This is a genomic window from Burkholderia sp. HAN2018 (assembly GCF_024704855.1).
GTDB lineage: Bacteria > Pseudomonadota > Gammaproteobacteria > Burkholderiales > Burkholderiaceae > Burkholderia > Burkholderia cepacia.
On sequence record NZ_QOBB01000017.1, the window covers coordinates 1 to 26,250 of the forward strand.

The 26,250-nt window shown below is 56.7% G+C and carries 24 protein-coding genes; 9 read left to right on the forward strand and 15 right to left on the reverse strand.

Features of this window, described 5'->3' with window-relative positions; translation table 11 throughout:
* The first annotated feature begins 140 nt into the window (after positions 1–140).
* Both DPV74_RS06220 and DPV74_RS06225 read left to right on the forward strand, forming a co-directional pair.
* Positions 141–638 (forward strand): hypothetical protein, encoded by a 498-nt coding sequence (locus DPV74_RS06220; RefSeq protein WP_162922965.1) that lies wholly within the window; start codon positions 141–143, stop codon positions 636–638.
* Between the two features lie 345 nt (positions 639–983).
* Entirely contained in the window at positions 984–2,042 is a 1,059-nt protein-coding gene (locus DPV74_RS06225; RefSeq protein ID WP_119336782.1) for a phage/plasmid replication protein, II/X family, read from the forward strand.
* Positions 2,043–2,108: 66 nt separating this feature from the next.
* Here DPV74_RS06225 and DPV74_RS06230 read toward each other — a convergent pair whose 3' ends face one another.
* Complete coding sequence (locus DPV74_RS06230; protein WP_119336783.1) at positions 2,109–2,900, reverse strand: HNH endonuclease; 792 nt, start codon at positions 2,898–2,900, stop codon at positions 2,109–2,111.
* Between the two features lie 114 nt (positions 2,901–3,014).
* On the reverse strand, positions 3,015–3,683 hold the full coding sequence (locus DPV74_RS06235) for a hypothetical protein (protein ID WP_162922966.1): 669 nt from the start codon (positions 3,681–3,683) through the stop codon (positions 3,015–3,017).
* 180 nt (positions 3,684–3,863) lie between these two features.
* On the opposite strand from DPV74_RS06235, the gene DPV74_RS06240 reads away from it, so the two are divergent.
* On the forward strand, positions 3,864–4,115 hold the full coding sequence (locus DPV74_RS06240) for a helix-turn-helix domain-containing protein (protein WP_089467086.1): 252 nt from the start codon (positions 3,864–3,866) through the stop codon (positions 4,113–4,115).
* A gap of 98 nt (positions 4,116–4,213) precedes the next feature.
* On the opposite strand, the gene DPV74_RS06245 is transcribed toward DPV74_RS06240, so the two are convergent.
* Entirely contained in the window at positions 4,214–5,113 is a 900-nt protein-coding gene (locus DPV74_RS06245; protein ID WP_162922967.1) for a hypothetical protein, read from the reverse strand.
* A 121-nt stretch (positions 5,114–5,234) separates the two neighbouring features.
* Here DPV74_RS06245 and DPV74_RS06250 point away from each other — a divergent pair, with 121 nt between their 5' ends.
* Positions 5,235–5,555, forward strand: coding sequence for a helix-turn-helix domain-containing protein (locus DPV74_RS06250; protein ID WP_119336804.1), 321 nt, complete (start codon positions 5,235–5,237; stop codon positions 5,553–5,555).
* An 8-nt stretch (positions 5,556–5,563) separates the two neighbouring features.
* Here the strand turns inward: DPV74_RS06250 and DPV74_RS06255 are convergent, their stop codons facing one another.
* The 8 genes from DPV74_RS06255 to DPV74_RS06290 form a co-directional block, all read right to left on the reverse strand.
* Positions 5,564–6,226 (reverse strand): hypothetical protein, encoded by a 663-nt coding sequence (locus DPV74_RS06255; RefSeq protein ID WP_240439934.1) that lies wholly within the window; start codon positions 6,224–6,226, stop codon positions 5,564–5,566.
* A gap of 16 nt (positions 6,227–6,242) precedes the next feature.
* Complete coding sequence (locus tag DPV74_RS06260; protein ID WP_119336787.1) at positions 6,243–6,536, reverse strand: hypothetical protein; 294 nt, start codon at positions 6,534–6,536, stop codon at positions 6,243–6,245.
* A 1,882-nt stretch (positions 6,537–8,418) separates the two neighbouring features.
* Positions 8,419–8,706, reverse strand: coding sequence for a PAAR domain-containing protein (locus DPV74_RS06265; protein ID WP_119336788.1), 288 nt, complete (start codon positions 8,704–8,706; stop codon positions 8,419–8,421).
* Positions 8,707–8,718: 12 nt separating this feature from the next.
* Positions 8,719–9,762, reverse strand: coding sequence for a T6SS immunity protein Tli4 family protein (locus DPV74_RS06270; protein ID WP_374708954.1), 1,044 nt, complete (start codon positions 9,760–9,762; stop codon positions 8,719–8,721).
* Positions 9,753–11,717 (reverse strand): triacylglycerol lipase, encoded by a 1,965-nt coding sequence (locus DPV74_RS06275; protein ID WP_119336790.1) that lies wholly within the window; start codon positions 11,715–11,717, stop codon positions 9,753–9,755. The genes DPV74_RS06270 and DPV74_RS06275 overlap by 10 nt, the downstream gene beginning before the upstream one ends.
* Positions 11,718–11,752: 35 nt before the next feature.
* A complete protein-coding gene (locus DPV74_RS06280) occupies positions 11,753–14,527 on the reverse strand; it encodes a type VI secretion system Vgr family protein (RefSeq protein WP_119336791.1) in 2,775 nt (924 codons plus the stop codon).
* Between the two features lie 412 nt (positions 14,528–14,939).
* On the reverse strand, positions 14,940–17,222 hold the full coding sequence (locus DPV74_RS06285) for a hypothetical protein (protein WP_162922968.1): 2,283 nt from the start codon (positions 17,220–17,222) through the stop codon (positions 14,940–14,942).
* Positions 17,223–17,225: 3 nt separating this feature from the next.
* A complete protein-coding gene (locus DPV74_RS06290; protein ID WP_162922969.1) occupies positions 17,226–18,389 on the reverse strand; it encodes a hypothetical protein in 1,164 nt (387 codons plus the stop codon).
* 321 nt (positions 18,390–18,710) lie between these two features.
* Here DPV74_RS06290 and DPV74_RS06295 point away from each other — a divergent pair, with 321 nt between their 5' ends.
* The 3 genes from DPV74_RS06295 (at position 18,711) to DPV74_RS06305 (ending at position 21,098) form a co-directional block, all read left to right on the forward strand.
* Positions 18,711–19,310: a recombinase family protein gene (locus tag DPV74_RS06295; protein WP_119336793.1), complete on the forward strand. Its 600-nt coding sequence runs from the start codon at positions 18,711–18,713 to the stop codon at positions 19,308–19,310.
* A 140-nt stretch (positions 19,311–19,450) separates the two neighbouring features.
* Positions 19,451–20,071: a hypothetical protein gene (locus DPV74_RS06300; RefSeq protein WP_162922970.1), complete on the forward strand. Its 621-nt coding sequence runs from the start codon at positions 19,451–19,453 to the stop codon at positions 20,069–20,071.
* Positions 20,072–20,459: 388 nt separating this feature from the next.
* Positions 20,460–21,098 (forward strand): hypothetical protein, encoded by a 639-nt coding sequence (locus tag DPV74_RS06305; RefSeq protein WP_240439935.1) that lies wholly within the window; start codon positions 20,460–20,462, stop codon positions 21,096–21,098.
* A 110-nt stretch (positions 21,099–21,208) separates the two neighbouring features.
* Here DPV74_RS06305 and DPV74_RS06310 read toward each other — a convergent pair whose 3' ends face one another.
* The 4 genes from DPV74_RS06310 to DPV74_RS06325 all read right to left on the reverse strand — a co-directional run bounded on the left by DPV74_RS06310 (position 21,209) and on the right by DPV74_RS06325 (position 25,189).
* Positions 21,209–22,291 (reverse strand): ImmA/IrrE family metallo-endopeptidase, encoded by a 1,083-nt coding sequence (locus DPV74_RS06310; protein WP_069238692.1) that lies wholly within the window; start codon positions 22,289–22,291, stop codon positions 21,209–21,211.
* A gap of 2 nt (positions 22,292–22,293) precedes the next feature.
* Positions 22,294–22,962, reverse strand: coding sequence for a hypothetical protein (locus DPV74_RS06315; protein WP_240439936.1), 669 nt, complete (start codon positions 22,960–22,962; stop codon positions 22,294–22,296).
* A gap of 123 nt (positions 22,963–23,085) precedes the next feature.
* Complete coding sequence (locus tag DPV74_RS06320; protein ID WP_119336807.1) at positions 23,086–24,357, reverse strand: site-specific integrase; 1,272 nt, start codon at positions 24,355–24,357, stop codon at positions 23,086–23,088.
* A gap of 280 nt (positions 24,358–24,637) precedes the next feature.
* The gene (locus DPV74_RS06325) at positions 24,638–25,189 is read right to left on the reverse strand and encodes a hypothetical protein (protein WP_119336795.1); all 552 of its coding nucleotides are present in this window, start codon (positions 25,187–25,189) and stop codon (positions 24,638–24,640) included.
* 187 nt (positions 25,190–25,376) lie between these two features.
* On the opposite strand from DPV74_RS06325, the gene DPV74_RS06330 reads away from it, so the two are divergent.
* Together DPV74_RS06330 and DPV74_RS06335 are read left to right on the forward strand one after the other, a co-directional pair.
* Entirely contained in the window at positions 25,377–25,700 is a 324-nt protein-coding gene (locus tag DPV74_RS06330) for a hypothetical protein (RefSeq protein ID WP_119336796.1), read from the forward strand.
* 40 nt (positions 25,701–25,740) lie between these two features.
* On the forward strand, positions 25,741–26,178 hold the full coding sequence (locus DPV74_RS06335; protein ID WP_119336797.1) for a DUF3592 domain-containing protein: 438 nt from the start codon (positions 25,741–25,743) through the stop codon (positions 26,176–26,178).
* Positions 26,179–26,250: the final 72 nt, after the last annotated feature.

The following is a 26,250-nucleotide window of genomic DNA, read 5'->3' on the forward strand; positions in this document are numbered from 1 at the left end:
GACAGTTCTACAACGAGCGCCGGCCCCATAGCGCACATCGCTATCAACCTCCCGCCACGGTCCGTCGAGCCTGGCTGGATTCCGATAATATCGACGCGAGACTCACTGCCTGACTGGCTACAAAATTCCACCGCAGGTCATTGCTTTTTTTGCTCTGTTTGCCGAATAACGATGCAACGTGGTTGCGGCAGCATTGCGACGAAATTTTCATCGTCGACAAGTGCGAGCCCGGGCCGGGCGCCTCCATCGCGTACTCGATCACGGCTCTATCGTTGGAAAGCCAGCATGCCAACGGCATCGGCCGCACGATGTACGAGATCAGCTATCAGGGTAGCAACTGGTCGTCAACGTCGAGCGTGTTCATCGCGGCGAAGGCCGAAGATCGTGCAATCTGGTTTGCCCGTCGCAACGGCGAATACCTCGAGACGATTGCGGACTGGATGGGCGTCGACAAATCGACCGTGAAGCGTCGCCAAGACAACTTGACGCTTAGCACTGACGTCGACGCAGATGTTGACCCGCCTGACGAGTGGCATGACCTGTGGTTCCCGTTCCTCGGCTGGAACGACGCCGAAGATGAAAGCGACGACGACGACCCTGACGGCGAGTCGAGCGATCGCCCGAAGCGGATCGGCTAGTTGTATCGGTTGCATGGCTTGCGCAGGTTGCGGTGGATTTATCGTTCATCGCAACTTGCGCAATCGGTTCAACGCTGACGAAAAACGCACACTTGTCCATGCCGTCGTCGACACTAACGTGCATCGACTGCAAGATCATCCCACCGTGGATCGCAACGCCGGCACGATAGCGAGGCAAAGAACCGTGCAAAATTCGCGCAATCGACCGGGCTTGAGCGTCCTGAACCAATACTAATCTATATCTCCTCAATCACTACACTCCCTTCCCCGGAATCTTGTAAAAGCATTGTGTAGTTCCGCGCTGCTATAGCAGCTACGTACTTGCATTGCCTTGAAGGAATTCTCATGATCGATCTCATCGACATCAAAATTCAATTGCAGCATCAGCCGTTCGGCAACGAACGCATTAAGCTGGCTGAGAATTCGCGAGCGTCGCCGCCGACATCAAAGCGGTTCAGCAAGAAGATCGCGTTGCAACCGAACGGACCTCTTATCGACGTGACCTCGCTCGATAACGGTTCCGTGATCCACATTCGCGATTGCCCCCTCGCGCCGCTGCAGGGCCATAACGTCTTCGGTTCGAACGATGTTTGCCTTCTCGGATCGACGTTGATCTGTGCCGTACTCGATCAACTCCAAATTCCGTATACCGCCGAGCAACGGCAGGCATGGGAAGTGGGCGAATTCGCCATCGACGCGCTCGACATCACGCACCGTTTCGAGTTGCCGGAGAACCTGAGCCAGAAGCAAATCTTTGACCATATTCGGACAAAGTCTGCCTGGGAATTCCGCCCCAGCGTGATATCCGTTGGAACAGGCATTCGTATGTCTGCGCCCCGTCGCAACACCGCTTTCGTGTTCTACGACAAGCTGCAAAAGTTGACGGATCAACGCACACATTCGTTTCGACATCTACGCGCGGTCGTCGGCGACGATGCCCGCGATATTTGGACGGGCCTACAACACGCTGCCGCCAACAGCGTCCGCGCAGAACTCAAGCTGCCCAAGGAGTATTTGAAGCGGCACCGCCTGAACCGCGGCTCGGCGTGGACGATCGAGAAAACGCATCAGATCTACTGGGCCGAAATGGAAAAGCTGCGCTTCGAAGGACATGTTCCGCTTCACCAACTCCGCCACGCAATCAGCCGCATGAAGCCTCGACCATTGCGGTGCGCGCTTGAACTTTGGGCGCGCGGCGCAGAGTTGAACTCGGTCTACGTCAAGTCGACACTTGATCAGCATCGCTCGAAAATTCGTCGAATGACGGGCATCGACATCCTGCTCGACGTGCCGATGAATGAGGCGCTGCCCCTCTCCCAAATTTTCTGCCGCAAAAATGTGCGCGCGACGTTTCCGAAGTGGGCGCGCAAGTTCCCGGCGTGTGCATTTGGTATGCCGACATAGACGGAAACGCGCGTCACCGTATGCAGTAATTTCGATGGACCCGTTTGCGTTCCGCCGGACACGGGTCTATCGTCCATCAATAAGCTTCTTCAGCTCTTCGATGGTCAGGACTCTGCTTCCCCGGTGAAGCATCGCATGGCAGTTCGGGCATACGGGCCGAAGATCGGCAAGCGGATCAACCTCATATTCCTCTTTGATTTGCGACAGCGGCCGCAGATGATGTACATGGATGAAGCCCTCGCCGAGCGGGCCGTACTTCGCGCCGAAGTCGAAGGAGCAGACAACGCACGTCGTGCCCCAGCGCTCAAGACACTTTCGGCGAGCTTCGGGATTTCGCTCGTACCGATCTACCATTATGTGTTCAACGCTGCCTTCACGGTATGTCTCTCCCGGACGCACCTCCTCAGCAAACCACTGACCGGCCAACGCACTCTGATCCCGCGCCTTGACGCACGCCAACAACCGCTCCGCTAATGCAGCCTCGTGAATCTCTTCCTTCGTTTGCCGGGGTGCTCGGCGTTCAATTTCAGAGGGAGGCACAGCATCGCTCAAATCGATCACGTAATGAATCCAGTTGACGGACCGAATGTGCCGATGGTCGGCCTCATAGCCGTCCGGCAACTCACGTTGATCGAGAAGTCGATATGAGCTCGCAGGTCCTACGATGCCAGCCCCGACAAAGCCGTGGCGGTTCGCATACGCGAATATCCAATCACCGTCGGCCATGTCGTGCAGGATCACGTCGCCTCGATCGCCTGCCGCCCCTTTATAGCCGGCAGTAATTACGCCCATATCTCGGTTTCGTTGCCACCATTCGTTGATGTACGGCTGGCCGATGTTGAAGATGTGATATCGCATCGTCGTTGGTATATCGCGAGTATTCCGAAGGCAGGCCGACTTTGATGAATGCTCTTGACGCCGGAGCCGCTTGGAGACTCCGGACTCGACAGATTATCAGAATGCGTCGTTCCACTAGTTGAAGCTCTTTGCCTGCTGACTCGCCGTAGCAACGCCCTTAACGTAGAACGTGTTGTCTGGGTAGATACCAACTTCCCAGCCGCTGTCGTCGCGGTACCGCAGGTATTGACTCAACGCCGGGTTGTCCTGCGCTGGGTCCATGCGCGGAATGTTGTACGCCTTCATGAAGTTCTGTGTGAAGTCATTGAACGGCATCTGGCCGAAGGCGAGACCAGTGAAGGCGGAATAGAACTTGAATCCAGTCAGTTTGCCAGATTCGTAGGTGAAGCTCGCTTGCAGTCGCTGTGCAGTGCTTTCGCAAACAACGCGCACTGCATCAGCGCTGTACTGGCATGGATTACCTACCGGTAGTAATGCGCTCAGCGCCTGACGCACTTCATCTGGTGACTCCCCAAGGGCAATGCCCTTGATCCGTGGACCATAGGAACTGGCTGCCGGTTGCTGCGGTTTGGCTCCTCCATTCTCGCCAGCTTCATCACGCTGATCCGCCGCTTTGTCGGCAGAAGCTGGTTGCTGAGCTACCGGAAGTGATCCAGTAGCTTCCGGCGCACTCGCCGGAGAGCTGGTGTCCGTTTGCGACGAATGTTGTGAACATGCGGCGAGTGCCAGCAATGTGAGCGCGGACAGCGCGAGAAGGTGGCGCGGATACGCATTTACTTTCATGGTCTCTGTTCCTTGTGGTTTGCGCGTGCGGGGGCCCCCGCCTGACCGCACGCCGGGTTTGAGGAATTCGATGCAAGATTGGCGGTACCGCCAGACTTCGCCTTGGTCGCAGGAGCGTGGCTCCCGATATGTGATGCAAAGTCCGTAGATGGGAACGCATCATATCGTAAAGATCGGAGCATGTCCGCTCCGCTCCGAGGTCCTGATCCGAAAGCTAAACTCGTCTCTCTTCGGGACGTGTTGGCTTACAACGTCCGCGCCAATCGGGTCGAGAAGTCACTGTCTCAAGAAGAGCTTGGCTTTGCTGCTGGACTGGACCGTACTTTCATCAGCCAGGTTGAGCGTGCTCGTGTGAACATATCGGTCGACAACATCGAACGTATAGCGACCGCTCTTGATGTCGAGCCTACCCGTCTGTTTGAACGGCCCTGAACTTGGACTGCTGCGTGGCCGTGCGTAGCGCTTAACTACAGAAGCTTCGGCTCACAGGCCTCGATAGCGCGCCGGCGAGCACGATGGACGAGGTCCCGTTAGCCGCCGCTTTCGCCTCGTTCGGCTGCCATTACGTTAATGCGAACCGTTTCGCCGAGCCGATCGTCGTAATGCGCGGCGAGCACGGAGCCCGCATCGCCCGTGGTCGCCTCGCAGATGGCGTAGGCTGCGGCAGCAACTTCTCGGAGCCGAAGGGATTCAGCCCCCGAAACCATCACGAGTAGGCCACCCGCCATCGAAAGCCGGTCGGAACCAACATCGTGAATCGCCTGCTGGGCTGCGTCCTTGATACGATCTGGGCCACGTCCTTCGCCGACACCAATTACCGCTCCAGTCGTGCCGGTGAACGCCTCTCGCACATCAAGAAAATCACTTCCGGTCGGCATCTTCCATTCCGACAAATCCGGCTGCGTCCCCCGCATTGCCGTCACGTAGACGTCGACCAGGCAGTACAGCACGGAAGGGTGAGGACATTCGGGAACGAACACGACCGCGTCAGCGCAGCGTGATAGCTCGGCCGCGACCGCCCGAACCAGCGAGCCCGGAGGAAGCGGCGGCTGGGCCAGCAGCGCTACAACTCGCGCGCCGGCCTTCTGTGCGGCAGCGCTGACGATCACCGAAACCCGCAGCGCATCCGGCTCGCCGGCGGCCGCGATCACGATCACTGCTTTCGCCCTTGCGAATGGCACGTGATCATCAATTAGCGATGCGTCGCCCGACGATGCTCCGTCCGTTGCGGAGACATGCTGGAACGCAATGCCGTCATCGACGCCGAGCCGGTAGTACAGGCCGGCAGCCAATCCACCGCCCGTTTCTCCTACCCCGACGATCTGGACAGCCGGATGATCATGCCCGTGACCGATCGAACGCCGCGCGGGCCATCTCTCGAATTGAATCCCGTCTGCTGTAGTGGTCTTCTGGATGGTAGGTGCCGACATTTTTCTGAATCCCCGGATGGTTGTGGGCGTTTGCCCTTGGTGATGTTGTACGGTTAACATATCAAAATATGTACGGTTTGTGCGATGGTAATTGTTGCGTTGAGGCGGCATCCTTTCGGACATGAATACACCCGTCCCGCCCATCGAAGAACGCAACCCCATTACCGTCGCCGTTGGAAAACGGCTCAAGGAAGTCCGTCGCAAAGCCGGCAAGAGTCAGGAAGACCTTGCTCATGAGGCATCGGTCGGTCGAGCCGCGATCAGTTCGATCGAGTCGGGTGTGACAAACCCGACGGTGCTGACGCTGTCGGCGTTGTGCGGGCCGCTCGGCATTTCGCTCGCGGAGCTTTTCGCGCCGCTGACGATGACGCTAAACGACAAGGACGCACGTCGAGTCAATGCCGCCAAGCCGCCCAAGATCGAACGCTCACGATTGCGTTGACGCCGGTGCTACGGCGGCTTTGCTTTCCGGTCTGCTGTCGTTGCGGATGACCGGATCGACATGGCACCCGTGAGCACGACTTTTCGCTGATCGAACCCGGTGACGTACAGGGCGTGCTCGCTCGACCTGCCGCGGCTGGTGGCCATCCGCGTCAACCGCGCGTTGTAGGCCGCGAGGATGGGTTCCGCTTCGGCGGAATCGACCACCAGCAACGTATGTCCGTCAAAGGTTCGGCCAATCCTTCGCCCTTCGATGCCGACGGCAAGTCCCGCATGCAGGGTCGCCCCGCGCGATTGTCGAAACGTCAGGATCACCGGTCGACCGCGCAATACTTCTCGTTCGCTGAACCGGAGAACGTTTGCGTGCGCTCCCTCGAAGCAGGTCGGGCGCAATCCCCAGTCGAGTTCTCGAATCAGCGCTTGCAGTTCTTCAAGCGACGCGCCAGAGAGGTAAAACGGCTGTGCGCGACGCCAGAATTCCGCTTCCGGGGCGCGACGACGCGACGACACACGCAATGGATCGGACAAGCGACCAAGCATCGCGAGCGCCATCGCCGTCGCATGCAGCGCGCAGCCGCCGTCCCAGCAGCCTTGAAAACTGAACGCCGGAATATTCGAGCCGACAAGCGTAAGGCGTCGGCCGGACTGAAGAGCCGAATGGAGTTTCTGCACGGTGGCCTCCATCGGGTCAGTATTCGCACGGTAGTAAGAGGGTTGTTGCCCGGCGATCTGCTTCGGTGAGCACCCACAATTTTTCTCGGCGAGCGCCCAGCTCGTAGGCGGAGAGGATGCGCGTGCCGCTCACAACGGCCAGATTGTTCGCACGCGCGTCGGCCGAACAGACGACACCCCAGTCACCCCGCAAATGGCGTCGCAATAGATCATCGGCGTTGGTGCCGGTTCGATCGAGCAGATCAATCGCTCCCGGCGTAACAAGAACGCGCCCAAGAGGAAACAGATGTTCGATACTAAGCGCTGACATGATTAGGCATCCGAATTAATTAAAGCGAGCAAAGGCACCGAACGAATGTCCGGGATCAGGCTCAGGGTTGGAAAAACCGAAACGCGAGGCGACTACAGGGGCGTTTCAGGAAAGCGAGGTGCGGCGAATGGGTCGCGGGAACGGTTGAAGGCGCGACGCCCAGGCGGAGACAGAAATCGGGCAGGCAACCGCGAGGCAGAGAGCCAAAACTGGGGATTTTTGCTCGAAATCGACAAAAAACCACCCGTGAACCGCCCTTCGGTGGAGGAAATGTAGCACGAATCGACCCGATCCAATAAAAGGGCTCGATCACTTGCGCTCGAATCGGCAATTTTTACTGGATTCGTCATTCCGTCCCGTTCCGCCCCCTTCCCGGATACCCCGAATGGCTCTCTGACCAGTTTTCCGGCTCCCCAGCGGCTTTGATTTATCCTGGATACGGGTTGGCATGGGCGCGACCATACGACGGCGCTATGGCCCGGATATTTGAATGGAAGGGAATTGTAATTTTTGTTGTGGTGCGCCCACCGTTGGTTCGGGCCGTTTCGGGATCGAAAAATGGTGATTTTGCTCAATTTTTAAGCAAAACAGGCCGCTTCAGGTGTTTTGCAATCCGAAATGTAGGTCAAGGCCCGCCATAACCCACCTCAACCGGATGCAGGAATGGTCAAACGAGGTTTGATATTGCTTTCTGGTCCGATCAATTCATCCACGCGACGCTGAATCAAGGTTCCTTTGATTTAACTACCTCATAGCGGCGCTTCCGCCGCGTCTTTTCGAGAGTGATCTGCGACAGGTACTGACATTGAGCGCACCAGTTGCCCGCCGACGAAACCTGCCGTGGCCTCGCCCACCATCGATGACCGCGCGCACACTCCCATTCGAGCTTTGTATTGTTGTCAACGTAGTGCTCCGATATGCACAAGCCACCTCGTTCCGCTGCAACCGCCCGCATCGATTCGATACCGAGCCGCTTTCTCTCTTCGGTACGGCATGTCGGACACCAACTTCCCTTCAGAATCTCCGTGCCCCAAGCCATCCACTCGTGCCCCTGCTTACACTGAAAAGGGTAATGAGCCTGTATGCGCTCATAGCGAGACGCTAAACATCTGCCGCCGTGCCCGGCCGCCTTCGCTTGCAGCCTCGCAAGTCCGTCAGGAATGCGCTTACGATCCGAAGAGCATTCTTGGCACCATGCCTTGCGCAAGACGTCGTAGCCCGCGGCCTCCCATTCGTGACCCGAACCACATCTGAATCGATATTTCGCCATCCGGCCATCGTAGAGGGTCGACAGGCATTCGCCGCCGCGCTCTCGCGCACGATCCTGTATCGGCTTCAGTCCGCCTTGATATCGACGACGCTCAGCCCGTCGTTCTGTCGAGCATTTTGCACACCAGTGACCATCCAAGACGGAAGCGGCCGTGGCTTCGAATTTGTGACTTGCGGCACAGACAAAGCGGTAGTACGCATTCCTCCCGCGATACCGCTTACTCAGGCACTGACCACCTGCCTGAAGGGCGATATCGTGAATGCGAACCAGAGTCTGCTTGATCCAGCACTGATGGCATATTAATGGCCCACCGCGCCCGCGTATCCGGAGCATAAAACTCGCTCCGGACATTGAGGAAACGTGTTTGTCCGCGCATCTGAATCGATACTGATGATGCACGGTATGCCACTTGCGGTCGAGCAATACAAAACCAGCGTCCGCAAGGTAATCCTGAAGCATTGCGAATCGCTCGTCACGGGTTGTCACGAAAACAGGGCCTCGCTACCAATGAAGCAGAAAAGGAGAGGACATCTAGTATCACGATATCGGCCTAGTGCCGGAAGCGGAAAAATACATGACGCCGTTCAATATTCCGTTCGAATCACCTGCTGTTCAGACCTCGACATATGATACCGACTGCGACGCCACCAGCTTCGGCGGCGTCGGACATGCGCAGCGACAGAGATCGTCACTCAACGCCGACTGTCGACCATCCGGCCCCGTGCTCGAATGGCGTGGTCCGTCGCACACGATCACGCCGACTGTCTTGCATACTGGGCACCACACCGGGTCGTGTTCATACGCTTGTTCGCGGTCGTGCAGAACGTCTTGTCCGTCACCACCCTGCACGATGCCTCCGACTGTCGTCGTGTCACCCTTCACGATGTCATAACGCCTCATCCGCTGGCCCCCTTAAACCGCGCCAGGCCGCAGCCGAAGGCTGTTCAGCAGCGTATCCCATGTTTGCAGTGCGCCGGCCTCATCGACCGGAGAGCTTGCCTGATCGGGCGACAGGTCGTGACTGTGGGCGCCTAACAGCAATTGAATTGCCGTATGTGGCTTCGCAAGCGTGGTCGGATCGCCTGGCGCAAGCAGGTAGAAACGGTACGACGTGATCTCGCCCTCCTTCAACGCGAACAGCACTTCCTCCGCGTCCATCCCCGCCACCGTGCGCTTGCCCTGCCGCAGAATGCGGTAGCTCCCGCTCGATACCTGATCCATCTTCGCACGAAGATCAGGAAGCGTTTTTGTCAATGGCGAATTCTGGTCCCCGTCTACCGACTCGCGCATCTGGATGACGAGCAGCGCCGGTCGCCCCGGCATCAACGCGAACGACTGGCTGACCTCCTCGGAGTAGGTCGACGAGCCAGTGGCAATGCCGCCGTCAAAGCAGAATCCCGATTCGGTCGGCACCGACCAATTGTCGCGTGCCTTGATGCGCCGATAGAGGTCCGTGTAAACCGAATCAAACTTATCCAAACCGTTTGAGCCAAATGACCCAGTTGTATGGAATAACGTGTTGTTTTCGAAAATATAACCTTCAGTATGAAACGGCTGAGCGATCCCTTCAGTATGAAATTTCTTATAAGCAAAAACTTTTGAGTCAGCCGTAGGCGACAGCGCTTTCTCCAACCACGGATTATATTTTTTATTATCCCTACTACCTGGGTCAGTGCGCTTTTTTGCATTCAATTCTCTTTCGAGGCTACCAATCTTGGCCTGATACGTTGCAGTCGACACATTGTGCTGCGTCTCCAGGTTCTCTCCCCAAAATGCGTATCGCTGATTCGTAATCTCACTAGTAGCAGGTCGTTGGAAAACGAAGCGCCCGATGCACCACGGGCGCTGCTTGGACAACAAGGGATTTGTCATGGTCGGTTCCCCGGAGAACGTTACCGAGCAGGCGCAAACGCCCACCACTAAAAACAGGAGTCGCCCAATACGCGTCAGCATGATGGCTCCTGCGCATCCTGAGCAATTTGTACGATGCTGTACAGGAGCGCCCAGCGGGACCACGGGTGGTTATAGCTTTCCTGGTGCACATAGCCTCCTTGGTCAAATACCATTTGTACGCCAAGCGCCGCTCTGCCTTCATCGCCGTACGCAGGAGCTTCCGCGGACCAGACCGGTACTGTACCGTCGCCTAGCACAATGCCATTTTTTTTAGGATCGGGCGTGTCGCTGCCCGGCGGCAGCTTCGCCACCTTTTGCACTTCGAACTCGATGGTGAGGTTACGAGAATCCAGGTGCACGCGTAGCGTCCCAGTGTGCGAATCGGCGCCCTTTTCACTCAAGAACCGTGCGGCGCGCAACTCTTCCTCCGTCACATCCGGCGGCACGTTACCCTTCCAAATCACTGTACCCCATGCCAACAAATCCTCCAGCTTCTCGCTTTTCTCGATCTTGGGTCTGTCGCTCTTGGGTTTGTCGTGATTGTCGCCTGACGTGGGTGCTTCCTTGGGTTTCAAATCCCCGTCCCCATAGGCAACATACGTTCTATCGTGGTATTTATTTATTATTTTTTTCTGGTTATCCACCACAACACCCATAACTTCGTTGAAATTCTCAGATACGGTCGCCTTTATTGGTCGACGGTCGAGTCGCTCTTTGATGATTCCAGCAGGATCAAGCAATGAATTCGATTCACTCGGGACCAAGCCATACCATTTCGAATTTGCATAGATTTCCTTGTATGCACTCCCTTCCTTCGGAAACTTCATCACCGGAGTGCCGTCAAGGCGCGAAAAGATCCACCATGCCTCCCCGTTGTGGTAATCCGGCATCGGCAACAACTCAAGCGGTCCCGGCGCATTCGCGGCTACCGCCACAAACTCGTCTGCATTGCTCCCGAGCAAGGCGCCGTTGATAAAACCGTTCACCCCGCCCTCGCTGCCGCCACCAGTGCGGAACCGCTTCGCCGCGATTGGCGCCCCGGTCGCTGGTAGCACATTGTGGAACACGCCGTGCATTAGGCCCGCTCCGCCGTGCATGGCGATCGCCATCCGTGCTACTAGCCCACCCATCGAGTGCGTGAGGATAATCGCCTTGCCGCTATGGTTCTCCTCGATGATCTCCCTGATGCCCATCAGGCGTGCCGTCTTGCCGGTCTTCTTGTCCGTGAAATTCGCACCATCAATCACCTGTTGCGCCGATTTTTCATTCGATTGCAGCCAGTTGTAGCCGATCGCGTACACCCGGTACTGGAATTTCATGAAGTGCTTGAACACCTCCGAATCTTTCGTGATCACCTGTCCCCTGCGTTGTGCGCCGGCGTCGATCGCTCCATAGTCGGAAGGCTCGGTGTCCAGCAGTGGCTTGAGCGCCCATTTCTTGCCGTCAGGGTCGCCTTGAATCCAGGGCCCTTTATGCTTCCCCAGATGCATCGGCTCGTTCAATTGCTCCTGCAGCCACGCCAACATCGGCTGATAGCTCGACCGATACACCGAGCCCCAACCCCGCCTAATGGCCTCCTTCTCGTCCACGTACTGGTTCGGGTCGTCATCCTTTTCGTGCTTGCCAGCACTGACCGGCCCGAACGGTGTCACGGCGGCCTTAGTCGGGTCGAACTGCGTTTCTCGCGTGGACGCGCCCTTGAACCACAGGCCGATCAGTGCGGGCAATGCGCCCGCCTTCCCAAATAGGCCGTCCGTCTCCGGCGCAAAGAACAGCTCGTCACCGGTGTCAGCGTTCACCAACGGCGAGCCCATCACGCCTGGCAGGAAGATCACCGGAATGATTGGCCGCACGTCGCACAGCAGTTCTTTGGAGCGCGTGTCACTTGCCGGCGTCAACGTGAAATGCCCGACCGAGGCCCCGTCCTTGTCCGTGCGACCCGACTGCTGGACGACTTCGTTCTCGGCATCGTCACTGAACGGCGATCCGCCGCCGGATTGATCTGTGTTTTCGCTCATTGTCGTTCTTCAGATTCGACCATCGGTTATCGGATTCATGCCGCAGGACCGGTCGGCTTCGGCCGCAATGCACGGACGGCCAGCTTCTCGATATCCTCGCTCTTCTGCTCGGCCACGTGCCCCAGCTCGTTCGTCATCCCGGTCAGGCGTGTGCCGTCCCCGCGGATCAGTTCGTACGGGTGGTTTTTCAGCACCTCGCCCGTAATGCGATCGCGCAGCACATACGGATCGTTGAACTTGGCCTGCGGCAGGCTGTTCATATGCTGCGCAATCGAACTCGGCCCCTGACGACTCAGTGAAGCCGACTTGATCGTGCGCGGGCCTTGCGTGCCATCCTCGATGCCAGCAGCAACCCACCTCGTGTACGAGCCGCCAGCCTTGATGATGATTTCATCGGCATCAAGCACAATGCGCTTGGCCTTCACCGTCACATCTTTGCCTGCATTGACGTTCACATCATCCGTGTTGGCCGACAGCTTGATCGGACCTTTCGCCGTCACAAAGAACGCGCCCAGTTTCTGCGCGAAGAAGCTGACCTTTTCTGCGGCAGCCACAACAAACGACTTGCCCGTCGCGACGTACGTGTTCTCGTTACTGACGACGTTGACCTCTTTCTCGGCCACGATATGCGTCGAGCTGTCCGCGACCAGTGCAATGTCTTTCGGCGTCGATACCAAAATGTTCGGCTGCGCAAATCCGTTCGCGCTGCCCGTACCGCCGCCCGCCGTCACGCCGCCCGACGTATCGCCCGACACCGGATGCCGGATGTCCTTCGACAGTGCCTTGAGCGCATCCTGTCCGGTTTGCAGCGATTCGGCTTGAGCGGTTGTGCTTGCGCTGGACAGCGATTCGACCAGCATTCCCGCCTGCTGCAACTGCGACCGCGCCTCGTCCACGCCCATCTGCTCATCGTCGTAGGATTTCGAGTGTGCACTGATGGACAACCCCTTGCTGGCACGAACCGCGCCGAATTCGTCGGCGTGCAGGATGAAACCAGTGCCTAGGTACTGCCCGCGTGTGTTGCCCTCATGCTTGATCAGGTAACCCTGCGTCAGCGCCGCATAGCTCTTGCCCGTATAGCTGACCAGCCGCGTCCCGCTTTGATTCGTGGAATCATCATGGACGAACGAGTTGTAGGCGCCTGTTTTGCCGAACCCTTCCGACTTGAACCCGGACAGTAATGCGTTCGAATGCCATTGGGAAGGCGTCGTACCGCCATTGATCCGCCCCAACACGAACGGCTTGTCACAATCCCCGTTCCAGTAACCGACGATGACCCACTCCCGTGCCCTCGGCACGTGAACCGCTCCATAGCCGTTACCCGTATCGGATTGAAGCGTCGACAGCAGCGGTGAGGAATTGAAGGCGTCCGGTGGATTCTTGCGATCCCATGCGAAATGCACCCTGATCTGGTTCCGGTCGTTCGTCCACGCCTCCGCGCCATCCGGGGTCACAACAAGCGCGTGTTCGATCGACATGACCGGCTTCGGATGATCTAGCGGGCTCCGGTATTCGACAGCCGTAGGTTGCGCCTCCACTTCGAGCACGAAAAATCCGGCCGAACCATCCGCCTCATGCCCCAGCGTCTTGAATCGCTCACGGTGAATCGCCTGCTTCTCGGCCAGCGTTGCGCGAAGACTTTGCGGAAACTCGGCCGTCTGCGGGCCAATCGGGACGTTGTTCTCGATGAACCACCGTGCCTCGACCACCACAAACTCTCGCTTCTTCGAATCGCCGTCCTCGTGGCGGGGATGACCGTTCAAGACGAACCGCAAACCGGCATCCAGCCACCGCACACCGCCTACGCCGAAATATCGGCTTGCACGTGCATCCCATATTTCCACTCGCCGTCGCGCTCGCACCTCACCCATATCTGAGCTGGAGTAGCCGTAAGCCGTCGATTCGTAGACCGTCATCGGCGCGTCGGGAACGCTATGCTCGGCCTTCTGGCGGCGGTCCTCCGTGACATAGCTCGTCGCGGCAAGCCCGCTCTCTACCTGGAAATTGGACGCGGGTCGCTTGAAATCAAACGCACGCGACATGTAGCGCGTGCTCTGCATCGTCTGCACCGCAGCCCAATGCACGAAACCGTCAGATTCGTTGCTGTCGTTCGCTCGAATGAACTCAACTGACTTGGCATCGGGAAGAGTCGAGACGCGGTCAACGATGACAAGCGTCGTCTTGGGCGCGTCACCTTCGCTAACGTTTTCGTGGACCCAGTAGAAATACCAGCCCTCGGCCTCAGCCAAGCGGTTCACAAAGTGAAGATCGGATTCGCTTTGCCTGCACCACGAACGCTTGGCGGGATCAGACGACAGCGAGAAACGGTACTGTCCGCGTAGCTGCGGATACCGATCAAGCACGTCGGAAATGATCTCGCGGGCGTCTTTCTCGAGCCAGCCCTCTTCGTTGTGGGTTTTCTCAAGGAAGACCAGCGCCGATGAAAACTCGATCTGGTACGTCGAAAGGCCGCCGTTACCGCCCAAATAGGCGACTCGATGGACGAAGCCGTGGATCGGACGATAGACGGGAACCGCAAAGGGGGCCGTGACTTGCTGAATCTGCAGGGTGACAGGCTGGTGCATCAGCGACAGCAGCGCAGTATCATCACGCGTCGACGCAACGTCGATCGTGTAAGAGTAGTCACGCCCAATTCTGGCCGATCCGCGCGCACGTAATGGCACCAGCGCGTTCTCGCCGAGCGGCGTGTTCAGCATCAACAACCGCCCCTGCTGCAAAACGCCTTTACTGATCGCCTCGTAGAGGTCGCGTGCCTTCAAGTCCCCGAGTGCGGACGGTCTGATATCCATTTTCGTTATCTCTCTCAGGTTCGACCGTCAAGAAAGTGACACAAAGTGACGGTCAGCCATTCGCGACAGCAAGTCGCTCGCGCGATTTTATCTAAAGTCTGAGAAATATGTGCCGACTTGACAGAAATTGAAGCCCTGCTGCCTAGCGATGCGGGGGATCGAGCTAAAGGTCGTCCACTTGCGCTCTCAGCCGAGAAAGCGAGCGCGCAACATCGGTGCTCCGGCAAACAGACTCCATGTGCAGTTTGTCGGTTTGTCGCAGCGACAATTGGACGACGTCGCCGCAACCCTAAACTCTGACCCAGAGCAGCCTTGAGATTCTGCCTGCCGGCAGATGCGCAGGATTTCAAGACTGCTTGAATCCGCAGCACCGCCTTCCCGGTAGTATTTTCCGCCGACCTATCAACCCGCGCTATTTTTCTGCAGCGACCTCTTGTACTAGGTCTTGCAAATATTCTGATAGTGCCATCACTTTCAGACGAGTGCAGAGTTCTTCGTGATGCTTGCTCGCTAGTCGCATGCGTCCCGTCGCCATAGCCAGCAGGAATTCCGGAAGTGCCCCTCCGCCGCCCTGATTCCAGGCATCTGCCTCGGCGAGAATCACGTCTAGCATTTCGGTACTGCAATCGTCATCTACCGAATACAAGAGCTCAGAAGGGCTTGCACTACGCAGAAAAGCACCGCGCAAAATTGGATCGTTGTACATCGCGAAGTTTGACGGACATACCAACACGTGGCCGTACACACTCGGCGACCACTTACTCACCTCTGCGCGCGTTGACTTGCGCACAAGGCCGTTATTGTTCGCTCGCGCGCAGGCGAGCATATTTGCCACAACCGCAAAAATATCCGCCTGCGAAATGTCCGCGCATCGCTCCTTGGTATCGAGGTACACAAAATCACGAGCAATCTCGAGCTTAGGCCGACAGCCACTGAAAAAGAGCTTGTCTGTACTTATTGCAGACGTGGTTATATCGTTCAGCCGTGCCTGAAGCTCCGGGGCGAGTGCTTTTTTTCCCTTCATGCGCAGAAGAAGCTCTCTTTCTGCTTCCCATGAAGTTGCAATCGGCATAGGCATCGGAAGCATGAACTGTAGAGCCGAACGGAAAGTAAACGTATCCCTACCGCGTTCGCCGAAGTTCAAAAACATGTCCAATTCAGAGAGTGCTTGGGACGTCTCTGCTACGGTAACAGCGGATAGATATGCGACCGAACCGCCCGGCACAAGCGTTCGCATTCTCGCGTTAATCTCCCGAGCGCGAGCATGGTTACTTAGACAGCCAAAGACGACAAGCGCCGTTCCGTTTTGTACACTTGCTAGTCTATCCAGTCCGTCCTTTGCTGCCGAGCTTTCGGCCACTGCAGCTTTAGCATTTCCGACCACGGTTATTGTTGCGTTTCCAACGACGCTTTCCAGACCCGCTTCCTTAAGCAATTCCTGGAATTTTTCTGCAGTGAGCTCTACCAAAACAACATAATCCAGTGGAGCCGGCGTAAAGCGTCGCAGCGTCCGGATGAAGTCTATTCGGAGTTGTGTATCTGCGTCGAGCAACACACCTGCATTGATTGCGACACCCGCGGGTCTGGGTCCGTTCCGGAAGAGCGTAACCTCAATACAGTTCGTCCGCGCCAAACGCTCAGCAGCGCGGCGGGCATCATCAGGCTGGGATGATTTTCTAACCTCGAGACGCTTAACCGCGCGCTTCTCAAGGAGAAACTGGTCACCCTCCAGCTGCGCAAGGAAGTGACCGTTCTTACAGAGCGGACACGTTTGAGCAGGATAATTGCTCACCGGAGGATAGCCGAACATACCGTCGTTACGATATGTCAAATGGCAAATCACGGTTCCAGCATAGTCAGGTCCGTCGGACGTGAGATAGAACAGAGTGACGATTCGGTTCGCGGGCGCATTGTTCCGAGTGAGTCTGCCGGCTAAGCCGCCAGAGGTTGACGCGGAGATGATATACAAGTCCGATGGCTTTGCCCGGGGAAGATGCTCCACTCCTCCGTAGGAACTGAACGATTTAACTGGCGGGAATTTTTCCCAGAGGCCTTGCGTCATTGCGATGCGGGCCATCGAAAATGCCACAGCAATGATTGGTGCCGTATCCACGAAAATGCGCGAAGGCTCTGCGCCTGAGGTCCCACTCAGTGCGAAGAATGCAACCGCTGCACAAGCTTCTGAAGTGAGCAGAGGGCCGCTTGCACGGAGGAACTTGTCTGAATGCCGACTCGACAACTTACCGAAATGCACTCCAGCCGGTGCTTCGACGAGTCCTCCACCACGGTGGAACAAGTCAAACAACCACCCACTTTGAAGACGATCGTTCAAGTTTTCTCTCTGGCCTGCGTATACCTCCTCACCAGAGTAATCAAATGGAACTGCTACAACCTTATATTTTTCACCTTCATCCTTCTCAATAGTCAGTAGACGTATTTTTCCACCAATACTCTCGAAGTAGCGACGTGCCCGTTTAACCGCGATGCCATTCTCGATAAGCGTGATGAGCACGCTCTCCGCCACAAACGGGGCGAGCACAAAGATATTTGCGGTGGCCGGACGTCCGTCGAACACATTTCGAACGTCTTCACTCAGAGTTGATTCGGCAAATTCATACTCGTCATAGACGAGCAGGCAGGCCTCACCCTCGTATGCACCTTGACGAAATCTTGTTGTTAGTCTTAGAGCGCTCATGCTTCAGTGCAGAGGAACAATTACACGAATAGATGACCCAACCAGCGGTTCATGTTTGGACGGGACAGCAACATACTTACGTTGGACGTCTAGCAGCTGTGGCTTGGGCATTCCAGGTCGCGTCGGAGAACTTGCAGGCTCCATCTTGAATTTGAACTCACCCTCCATAAAACTGCGGTAACCGTGAATCCGACCAGTCCGAACCTCGATCGCGCCTCGCAGCAATTGCAGCGCACGCAATACTTCATAAAGCCCCATCCCTCGATGCCCCTGGCGAATGTCGGTCAGTCCAGGTTCGTAATGGCGCTCCAGGCACGCATGTATCACCTTCCACTCAAGGTCTAGGTCCACCCCTTGTTCGAGTGGTGTACCCATATATGAAGCGTAAAAACCTGGGCCCGAGTCAAAAATCGAAAGCTCAAACGCCTCAATGGAAGGTACCGCAGGCGCGCTCTCTTTGACTTTTGCACGCTCGACTTTTGTTCGCTTCAAAACCAGTCCACGGATTCCATTTTCCCGGATTGGGAGACCCGAGAGTTCCGATTTTCCATGCGTATCAGCATTTTCGAAGAGTTCTGACACAATCGTGGCGAGAGCTGAGCTCCAATGGACGGCCGACGAAGTCGATGCGTTGATGGCAACTTGCCGAGTGACCAATTCCTCGATGATTGCCTCGAAGTCTTCCCGTGCGATCATACGCCCGTCTGCGCCATATAAATCCGGTGGATTACCCCTTCCTCGGCTATCCGCACAAATCACGACTTGAGTGTCAGCAAAGAGGTCAGTCTTCAAACGTTCTTTGAAGAGCTTTCGACGTGCGGTCTCCAATGCATCGACTGCCTCAGCGTCGTTGAGCCCTTCTATTTCGTGATTCGCAGTTTCCAGGACGATGAGGACGGCCAGCAGCGGAAAAATCGTTGGGGATGCCAAGACGCGCGAAGCAATGTTCTTTGCCCACATAACGCGTATCGGCGCGCGTCGGCTGAGAGTCAGCAAACGCTGAATGGCAAGCACCTCAGACCGAGCGACGTCTTCCGTCATGTCCTCGTCATAGGTGTCGGGAACCGTGATATTGATGCCCTTGCTCGTGGCCAAGACATCACGCTCGTGCTCATCGACAATTAGGTCAAGCGGTAACCGGAAATCTAAAAATTGCGGCTCAGCCATTTTTGATTTGCTGAAGGTGTAGTAATCGCACGGTCTCGTCTACCGACTCTGGCCAAGTGGAGGTCTCCAGCGACCTCGCCCCCCCGTATCGGCGCTAGCCTTCAATACTAATCGCTTTTCACGCAAATCAGCTATCCACAGTTGTGAACATCGATACCGTTACTTGGTCGTCGCGATCGCACATTAGCTTGTAGCTATGGCTCATTTCGGTACACCGTAATGAGCCAGTGACTCGGGGGCGGTGGCTTGGATCAACAGGATCAACCGTCAAATTGAGCCATGTTATAATTGATCTATATGCTCTAATGATCCACATAGATTATGCGCAAGCTCTACTACGGCCGGATTTCGACCACCGACGGCCAGTCCTCAGCAAGCCAGTACGAGGACGCCACATCGCACGGCGTGCAGGACAAAGATGTTTTCATTGACGAGGGCGTGAGCGGGTATCACGTCGCCCCGGACGAGCGGGAGCAGTGGCGCAAAGCAGAGCACGATCTGCGCCACGGTGGCGTTCTCATCGTGCGCTGGCTAGACCGGATCAGCCGCCGTTATGACGAGCTGCACAGGACGATGCGTCGCTTAATGGAGCTCGGCGTTCGCGTCGAATGCACGCTCAACGGGATGGTCTTCGATGGGAAAGCTCGAGACCCTATCGAGAAAGCGACACGAGATGCTGTGTTGGCATTCATGGCTGCACAGGGCGAGGCAGACTATCGCAACCGGGCAGAGATGCAGCGTCGTGGCGTCGCGATCGCGAAGGCGGAAGGGAAGTATAAGGGGCGCGCTCGATCGCACGACTATGCGACCATCAAGGCGTGGCGTGCCGAACGGGGCGCAAGCATTCGGGAGACCGCCGAACATTTCTGCGTCGGAACAGCGACCGTAAAGCGAGCATGCGCGGAGCGCATACCGTCCTGACAGATCGCTAATCGTGACAATCAATATGACGGTGTTCGTCTTGATTGATAGCTCTGCTGGCCCGCTGGAGATATCCGCTCTGTATCTTTGACCGATGTGACACGCTACTATCGTGACAATTCCTCTCCTCGGATATACCTATGGATTGGCTCACATTCATAGCTTCACTGTTCAAAAGCGTCGCCGAACTAGCCGCCGCTTGGTCTTGGCCTTTGGCTGTTGGATTCTGTGCTTACATATTCAAGGCAGAGATTCGCGCAAAACTGAAGGACATTCGCTCCTTTAAGGCCCCCGGTGGATTCGAAGCAAGCTTCACCGAAGAACTTGCGGAAGTTGAGGCGTCATTTGATTCTGACGTTCAAATCCAGCTTGAAGGCGTAGCTGCTCAAGGCCGCGCCGGCAATCTAGGGCTCGTGCTTGATAACGACGCAGCCCACGCGAACCCCGCTGGAGTAATCATGGTGGCGTGGCGTGATATCGAACTGGAACTCCGACGTCTAGTTTATGAGTCAACAATGTCCGGCCCGTCCGGTGCAAAGAGTTGGCGCGCTATCAGCGCCATTGTGAACGAATTGCGTCAAAATGGCGTGCTAGATGAGAACCAAGTCGAAATTCTAAAACATCTACAGCGTCTTAGAAACAAGGCGGCACACGAACCGGACGCTGCCTTGTCGAAGGAAGCTGTCGACAGATATACTGTACTCGCTCGACGAATGCTTTTCGAGTTGGAAAATAAGACACCGCCGCCCGTGGGACATTAGCCTTCGTCGATGTATTGACGAGTAGCTCGAACGATGAACCGCTCACACCAATATCTCGGCATCCTACTACCGACGTGTGAAGTATCTTCCAACGACCAACACGAAGGCCAATGTGAACTCAAACAATAGAATTAAGCACGCCTTATACGATCCAAATTGGATCTACGACGGAGCAAATCGAGTACGACCTAAAGAAGCTGAGACGGTCCTTCCGGGGGAATACACGAAAGACATGGCTGAGGGCCTCTATTGTCCAGAATGTTTCACACCTATATCTCGGTCACCCAAAGACAAAGACCGATTTTCGAACGGTCGCGCGTGCTGTTTCATGCACCGTCAAGCTTACCGCAAAATACCCTGCTCGCTTCGCACACCACTTGCGGACGGCATGAGATATTTGACGGAAGAGGACGCTAAGCAAGCCATCGCGAGTGATCAGCTTGCAATTATAGATTCCTTTATGCATGACCGACCAAGCAAGCCTGATGGGGATGCTGAGCCATACGGACAAAGTGCCGTCGAGGATGAAGATGGCCCGATCGCAGCAATCCCCATCGGAAGACATCGCGGCGAAAAATTTGCTCTCCCGAGTAAGATAACCACAGTCTGGGGCTTGTGCCGACGATTCGATGTCAATCTTTATAAATACTTCGTGCTTCCCAATGCCGATGTTGCACGAAAACTAACCGACATCCTTATCGACGTTTCCACTGTTACGGACGAGTGTGAGGTGCCGCGCCTATATTACGGAACCATCCTTCGTTCGTGGAATGCCGGTCAGCATCCGAAGCCCACCAATATCCGAATGACCAGACTGCAGCCACATCCGGACGTCGCGGACTTCACAATCAAAGTGCAAGCGTGGAAACAGGAAGAAAAAGGTATCACAGACGAATCAACAGGCCGCGTCGTGCTCTTTTGGGGGAAAATCACGGCCAACGGAATCGGGTTAGCAGCCTCCGGTTTGCAATGGGGCGAATTCGCTTTACTCCCGGAGAAACATCAAAAGCTGCTAATCGATGACTGAACGCCGCATGAATCGATTGACGATGCATTAGAACGAGCACGCATCAAGCATGAAAGCAATTCGTGCCACCGTGTCAACACGGTGGCACATCGCATGACCCTATTACTTTGCTATACAACGCTTAGTTTCGCTTTACTCTTACCGCGGGTAGCCCCGCCGCCCTCGATACTGTGGTAGTTGGTGAGACGAAACACCAAGTTATCGACTTCCATCACTGGCAGCGCAAGCGCACTTGCGATCGAATGCTTTGTCATGCCGTCGGTACGCAACATCTGCAGTACCTTGTCCCACACCACCGACGTTTCACGCTCAACCGAAAGTGGCTCGGATTGCCGATAAAGTTGTGATATCTGGATCGAGAAGTTTCGATACTGCCAGTCGGTGGTAATCCTTAAGCGATGCAAGCGATAGTTCAACGCAGCGACCGACACCCGCCACCTCTTCTTGGCTTCCACAATCTGATTTACCGCATTGACCCGAGGGAGTCGCGCCTTCACATCTCCTTCCGGCATCAGAAACGCCGAGGCAAACTGGTTCGCCTCGTCTTCGACAATCCTACCGCCTTGCGGACCACCATGCTTGTGCAGGACAAGGTGCCCAAGCTCGTGCGCTGCATCGAATCTGCTACGTTCTGGTGTCTTAAACGTATTCAGAAAAACATAAGGAGTTTCCCGTCTCCACATCGAAAACGCGTCGACCGTCTTCGTGTTTTCCGCTAGCGAAAAAACCCGCACGCCCTTGGCCTCGAGTAAATGCACCATGTTCGTTATAGGGCGGTCACCAAGCCCCCATTTCTCGCGTAAAACTCGTGCTGCAGCCTCGGGATCGGGGCTATCCTTACAGTCAACAAGATCATGCGAAGGCAAATGAAACCGCGCATCCACCCAATCGCTGAGGATGAACGAAAAAGCGCCAGCAGCGAGAGCCGCATCTCGCTCGCGAGCAGACATTGTGCTCATTGACCGGAAGCTCGCCGCTTCCGGTTGTGGCTCATCGATGTCGTTGCCCAAGAAGAAAGCGACCGGAAAATTTAATGCTTTCGAGAGAGCATTCAAACTATCTTCGGGCGGCTCTGCTTCGCCGCTTTCGTACCGAATGATTGTCTTCTGATCGCAACCTAGTGTCTCTGCAAGAGCCTTTTTCGTGAACTTGCGTCGACGCCTAGCGAGACTCAGTCGGCTTGGATTAAACATGCTTACTTACGGGTCACTTCGATAGGGAATGCGTCGAGATCGTCATCATCGTCGCTGCTATTCTGATCACGGATCGGCGTGTTCCACTCGCCGGGGGCCACGAGGATGATCTTCTCAAGACACTCGGAGGCGTAGCCGCCGTCGAAATCTCCGAGCAACGACAACTCAGCTTGAACGTTGTCGCCCTTGATGAAGACACAGACGTGCCACGTCGCGTACTCGCTGAGGTTGGCGACCAACACCTCATCTTCAGGCACCGGCCAGTCTTCAGCGTTCAACAGCGGAAGTTGGTGAACCTGTTTGTTGTTGAACGCGGCCCGCTCGGAGTTCGGGCCTTTCTTCGATCGATTCTGCGGAACGCGATCGGGAATTCCCGCCCCATCGTCGGCATTCATGATGGCCAGGCGGACCTTCTTCTCGCGGTTCAGGCAGGTCGCATAGCCGCCGGTATTGTCTTTGAGCCAGCCGAGAGGCCGCAGCAGTTCGCGGCTTCGACGGACGCCGTACCGCCACGAAGAATAGCCCGGCGCACCGGGCGGATCGTTGTCGGTACAGCCAGCGTATCCCGCCACACACGCCTGCACGATCTCAATCATTATGTCGCGGGTAAGACCGAGCTGCGAGAGCCGCGATTCGACTTCTTCGAGCTTCTGATGCACGACTGCCGACATACGAGGACTCCATGTCCGTTTTTGGAGCCTCAATTGTAGTGGAGAAAATGGACATTGTGTAGGTCTCGACGGCGATATCCGAACGCGTAGCTAGTCACCATCTCGCCCACGCACGGTCACCACTCATCCTGACTGTTCATCATTGGCAACGGCATCTCCGCGTGCTCCAACTCTCACGTCGGCCCCGCCGGTTGTTACCAATCCAGCCGCCTGCAACATCGCTGTAGCGGCCGTCTCCATCGAGTTCCGAACTGGCTCAAGCCAGAGACGTGCATAGATCGCTGTCGTCTGCGTCGACTTATGATTCAACGACCGGCCGATGACCGACAGATTCGCGCCGGTTCCTGCTTGCCACGAGCCCATCGTGCGGCGCAGGTCATGCAACCGAAGATTGGCGATGCCAGCCTTATCGAGGATGATCCTCCATGCCTTCTTCGGTGACACGAGATGTCCCGCCTCGCCAGAACCCGGAAACACGAATGCCGAGTCCCCTCGCTCTTTATCCCGCGCCCGGAGAATAGCCACCACATCAGGAACCAGCGGAACGCTTTGCGGCGTTCCATTTTTCGTATCCGGGATACGCCACTCCGCTCGGTCGAGATTCACCTGATCCCAACGCATCGCAAGAACATTTCCTCTGCGCGCGCCAGTCAGCAGGCTAACCAAAATGTAGTCCCGCACCGTGGCATTTGGATATGCCAGCACCTGCTCGAAGAACTTCGGCAGTTCGTCCGGCTGCAGGAAGCGATCCCGGCTGACTTCGCTATGTTTGCGGATACCGTGGCATGGATTGATCTGGTTCCAGATTCCCCATTCGATCGCCTTGCCAAAGATACTGCTGACGAGCGCAAGCACCCGGTTCGCCATCACCTTGTGATCCTTGCTGATCTTGGTGAACAGTTGAGCAACCGTCGCCTTCGTGATCTCCGACAGCTGCCGCGACGCGAGATTGATACCGTCCCCATTACTGGAAAGGTATTTCTCGAATTTCTGCTTGTCTTCCGCTGCCGTCTTTTTGTGCGGAAGGCTGTGATTCTCGTAGTACTGGTCAAACAGCTCGCCAAAAGTCATCTCCGCGCGGCGGGCACGCTTCAGCTCGGCTGGATTCGTCCCACCGGCGATGTCTGCGATAAGGGTCAGAGCTTGCGTCCTCGCCTTATCGACCGTCAGATCGGGATAGCGTCCAATCTTGATCCGCTCTGGCTTACGATTTACTTTCCGATAGAGAATGAACGTCTTGACGCCGCTCGGGCCGATGCCGATCGCAAGACCGCTCACCTTCGTGTCGTAGTAATACTTCCAACCCTTCTCTGGCATCGGTAACGCTTCGATCGCCGCTTTCGTAAAATTCAAGGCGTCCTTGCCCGCCCGCTGCTGTTTCTCGCTATCGCTCATCGTTGCTACCATTTTGCTACTACGTGTAGCGTTGTGGGTCGGAACAGAAAATTGCAATGAGCTTAAATCTTACATCAAATCAATGGTTTATAAATTTCATCGATCGCCAACGACGTTGAAAATAGCGGGGGCACCCGATTTGGGATCAGAGGGTCGAAGGTTCGAATCCTTTCGCTCCGACCACCGGAATCAAGGGGTTACAACACAAAGTGTTGTAACCCCTTTTCCATTTCTGGCCCGTGAAAGATCCCGGGCAACCGCCGCATTTCGCGCCACGTAGTCACTCGATCCGCACGAGATCACGCGGCGCGAGCGGCAATCGATCGGCAGGCGTGCTTTCCGATGGCCGCCCTTTCGATCCGGAATATCGATAAACCAGATACTTCCCGTCCGTCTCGCCGCCTTCGTTGGGGATGATCACCCACATCTCCCGACGCCCCGAATACAGCCACCGCGGAAGCGCCTTCTCCGCGAAATAGATCCGCTCTTCGACATGCGTGACCGGATTCAGCCGGATTGCGACGCCCTTCAGGTAAGGCGATCCGTAGTTCAGTACGAAGACGAGGGCCTTGCCGACGCACCTCGACAACGCAATCCTGCCCACGAAATCGGTCTCCGGCATGTCAAGGAACGCGCGCCCGGTCTTGCGCCCCCGCCGCACGAACAGTGCATCGCCGTCCAACCCATGCGAGCGGGCGTCGAGCGCAATGCGGCTCCCGTCCGCCAGCGGGCAGGAAAGCACCTGACGCAGGACACCGGCCTCATCGATTCCCGGCGTCGCGCCGAACGTCGCTGTTGCCATCGATAAAAGACCGACAGCGAGCGCTTTCATTCGACCGTTACTGGTCAGTTGCGTCGCGAATCGACTCATTGAGGTGCAGCATCGCGGGTTATCCACTTCGGCACGCTCGCACGAATCACCTTTTTCCAGGAACAAACCGGCGCATCAACGAGGCCAACTCGAACCCGTAGCGGTACCATTATCAGCGCCCCATTGCCAGACCGGAGTTTCGTCAACCATGCCGACATCCCTGTCGTCCCTGCAACTGCCCGAAGGCCTCGGCACCATCGGGAATCTGGCTGTCGAGTTCGTCGAGGATGAACGGAAAACATTCGAGATGTGGATGCTCGAAACGGATCTACCTTTCGACGAAGCCGTGTCGCGGTTGTCAGCCTTCGTCAAGCGCCATTTCGGCGGTGACGAGCGGGCTTCGTCCGCCGACCGCTTCGGCTTCCGCAGCTGGGCGGCCTCCTGGTCCCGCGAGAGACAGGAGATCTCGGCCCAGCTCACCGGCACCGACGACGGCAGCTCGGGTTACCTCCGCAATGCGTACGACGCGTGAATGAACCCACTTGCCGCCCCCTACACCATCCGGACCTCGCATGACAACCTCCTCGACTGATCGCCCGGCAAAACCGGCGATGAATATCGCGACCGTCATCGCCATGATCATCGGCGCCGCCGTACTCGCTTTCTGCGTCGTGCAGGCCTACCGGACGACGGTCTTCCTTTCGCACGCCTCTCGTGCACCCGGTGTAGTCGTCAAGTCGAGCGGACACCCGACCATACGCTTCGAAACGGCCCAGGGCCAGCGCATCGAGTTCGTGCAGAACGGCGGCATGGACGGTCCGCCCGGAACTGTCGTGCAAGTCGCGTACGACCCTGCCGCGCCCGCGGAAACGGCCCGGGCCGCCACGTTCCTCGCGATATGGGGCGATGTGCTGTGGGGATTGCCGGCAGGCCTCGGCTTTCTGGTCCTGCCGCTGTTCGGCGCACGGTTCGTGCTCACCGGGCGATACGGGAACGCGATAAGCCGTTGAGCGGCGACGCACGGATTCATGCGATGCCCGGGCATTCGCGGCAAGTCCGGACGCTTTCATCGTCGGTCACGC

What these genes read in the sequence shown, in the direction of transcription:
- DPV74_RS06225 (WP_119336782.1), top strand. Translation starts at nt 984, where the DNA reads ATGATCGATCTCATCGACATCAAAATTCAATTGCAGCATCAGCCGTTC.
- DPV74_RS06230 (WP_119336783.1), bottom strand. Translation starts at nt 2,900, where the DNA reads ATGCGATATCACATCTTCAACATCGGCCAGCCGTACATCAACGAATGG.
- DPV74_RS06235 (WP_162922966.1), bottom strand. Translation starts at nt 3,683, where the DNA reads ATGAAAGTAAATGCGTATCCGCGCCACCTTCTCGCGCTGTCCGCGCTC.
- DPV74_RS06240 (WP_089467086.1), top strand. Translation starts at nt 3,864, where the DNA reads ATGTCCGCTCCGCTCCGAGGTCCTGATCCGAAAGCTAAACTCGTCTCT.
- DPV74_RS06245 (WP_162922967.1), bottom strand. Translation starts at nt 5,113, where the DNA reads ATGTCGGCACCTACCATCCAGAAGACCACTACAGCAGACGGGATTCAA.
- DPV74_RS06250 (WP_119336804.1), top strand. Translation starts at nt 5,235, where the DNA reads ATGAATACACCCGTCCCGCCCATCGAAGAACGCAACCCCATTACCGTC.
- DPV74_RS06260 (WP_119336787.1), bottom strand. Translation starts at nt 6,536, where the DNA reads ATGTCAGCGCTTAGTATCGAACATCTGTTTCCTCTTGGGCGCGTTCTT.
- DPV74_RS06265 (WP_119336788.1), bottom strand. Translation starts at nt 8,706, where the DNA reads ATGAGGCGTTATGACATCGTGAAGGGTGACACGACGACAGTCGGAGGC.
- DPV74_RS06275 (WP_119336790.1), bottom strand. Translation starts at nt 11,717, where the DNA reads ATGAGCGAAAACACAGATCAATCCGGCGGCGGATCGCCGTTCAGTGAC.
- DPV74_RS06280 (WP_119336791.1), bottom strand. Translation starts at nt 14,527, where the DNA reads ATGGATATCAGACCGTCCGCACTCGGGGACTTGAAGGCACGCGACCTC.
- DPV74_RS06285 (WP_162922968.1), bottom strand. Translation starts at nt 17,222, where the DNA reads ATGAGCGCTCTAAGACTAACAACAAGATTTCGTCAAGGTGCATACGAG.
- DPV74_RS06290 (WP_162922969.1), bottom strand. Translation starts at nt 18,389, where the DNA reads ATGGCTGAGCCGCAATTTTTAGATTTCCGGTTACCGCTTGACCTAATT.
- DPV74_RS06295 (WP_119336793.1), top strand. Translation starts at nt 18,711, where the DNA reads ATGCGCAAGCTCTACTACGGCCGGATTTCGACCACCGACGGCCAGTCC.
- DPV74_RS06300 (WP_162922970.1), top strand. Translation starts at nt 19,451, where the DNA reads ATGGATTGGCTCACATTCATAGCTTCACTGTTCAAAAGCGTCGCCGAA.
- DPV74_RS06305 (WP_240439935.1), top strand. Translation starts at nt 20,460, where the DNA reads ATGAGATATTTGACGGAAGAGGACGCTAAGCAAGCCATCGCGAGTGAT.
- DPV74_RS06310 (WP_069238692.1), bottom strand. Translation starts at nt 22,291, where the DNA reads ATGTTTAATCCAAGCCGACTGAGTCTCGCTAGGCGTCGACGCAAGTTC.
- DPV74_RS06315 (WP_240439936.1), bottom strand. Translation starts at nt 22,962, where the DNA reads ATGTCGGCAGTCGTGCATCAGAAGCTCGAAGAAGTCGAATCGCGGCTC.
- DPV74_RS06320 (WP_119336807.1), bottom strand. Translation starts at nt 24,357, where the DNA reads ATGAGCGATAGCGAGAAACAGCAGCGGGCGGGCAAGGACGCCTTGAAT.
- DPV74_RS06325 (WP_119336795.1), bottom strand. Translation starts at nt 25,189, where the DNA reads ATGAAAGCGCTCGCTGTCGGTCTTTTATCGATGGCAACAGCGACGTTC.
- DPV74_RS06330 (WP_119336796.1), top strand. Translation starts at nt 25,377, where the DNA reads ATGCCGACATCCCTGTCGTCCCTGCAACTGCCCGAAGGCCTCGGCACC.
- DPV74_RS06335 (WP_119336797.1), top strand. Translation starts at nt 25,741, where the DNA reads ATGACAACCTCCTCGACTGATCGCCCGGCAAAACCGGCGATGAATATC.